Raw genomic sequence first — 278 nt, forward strand, 5'->3', positions numbered from 1 at the left:
AGCGCCTGCACCGGCAGCGCGACCCACCGCGCAACGCTTTCCTTCAAGCTGGCCTGGGGCACAAACAGCTGCGGATCATCCAGCAGCGCCTGGGCCACTCCCGACAACGTGCGCCCTCGTGCCCTCGGCATGCCCAGGGTGGCGAGGTCTGCTGCCGCCAACACTTCAGCCGTCGGGAACACGTGGGTAATAGCGGCATGGGGTGTCTGCAGCGGCTGGCCGTATTGCGCCACCAATTTACCTGCCAGGCGAATCGCCGCCACCACCGTGATCTGCTG

The 278-nt window shown here is 66.5% G+C and carries 1 pseudogene; it reads right to left on the minus strand.

Annotated features, from left to right (window positions below):
* Positions 1 to 278: pseudogene (locus AC0L3B_RS39395) on the minus strand (DNA-3-methyladenine glycosylase 2 family protein); the annotation flags it as partial.

The sequence above is a fragment of the Bradyrhizobium sp. Kon56 genome, from assembly GCF_055807635.1.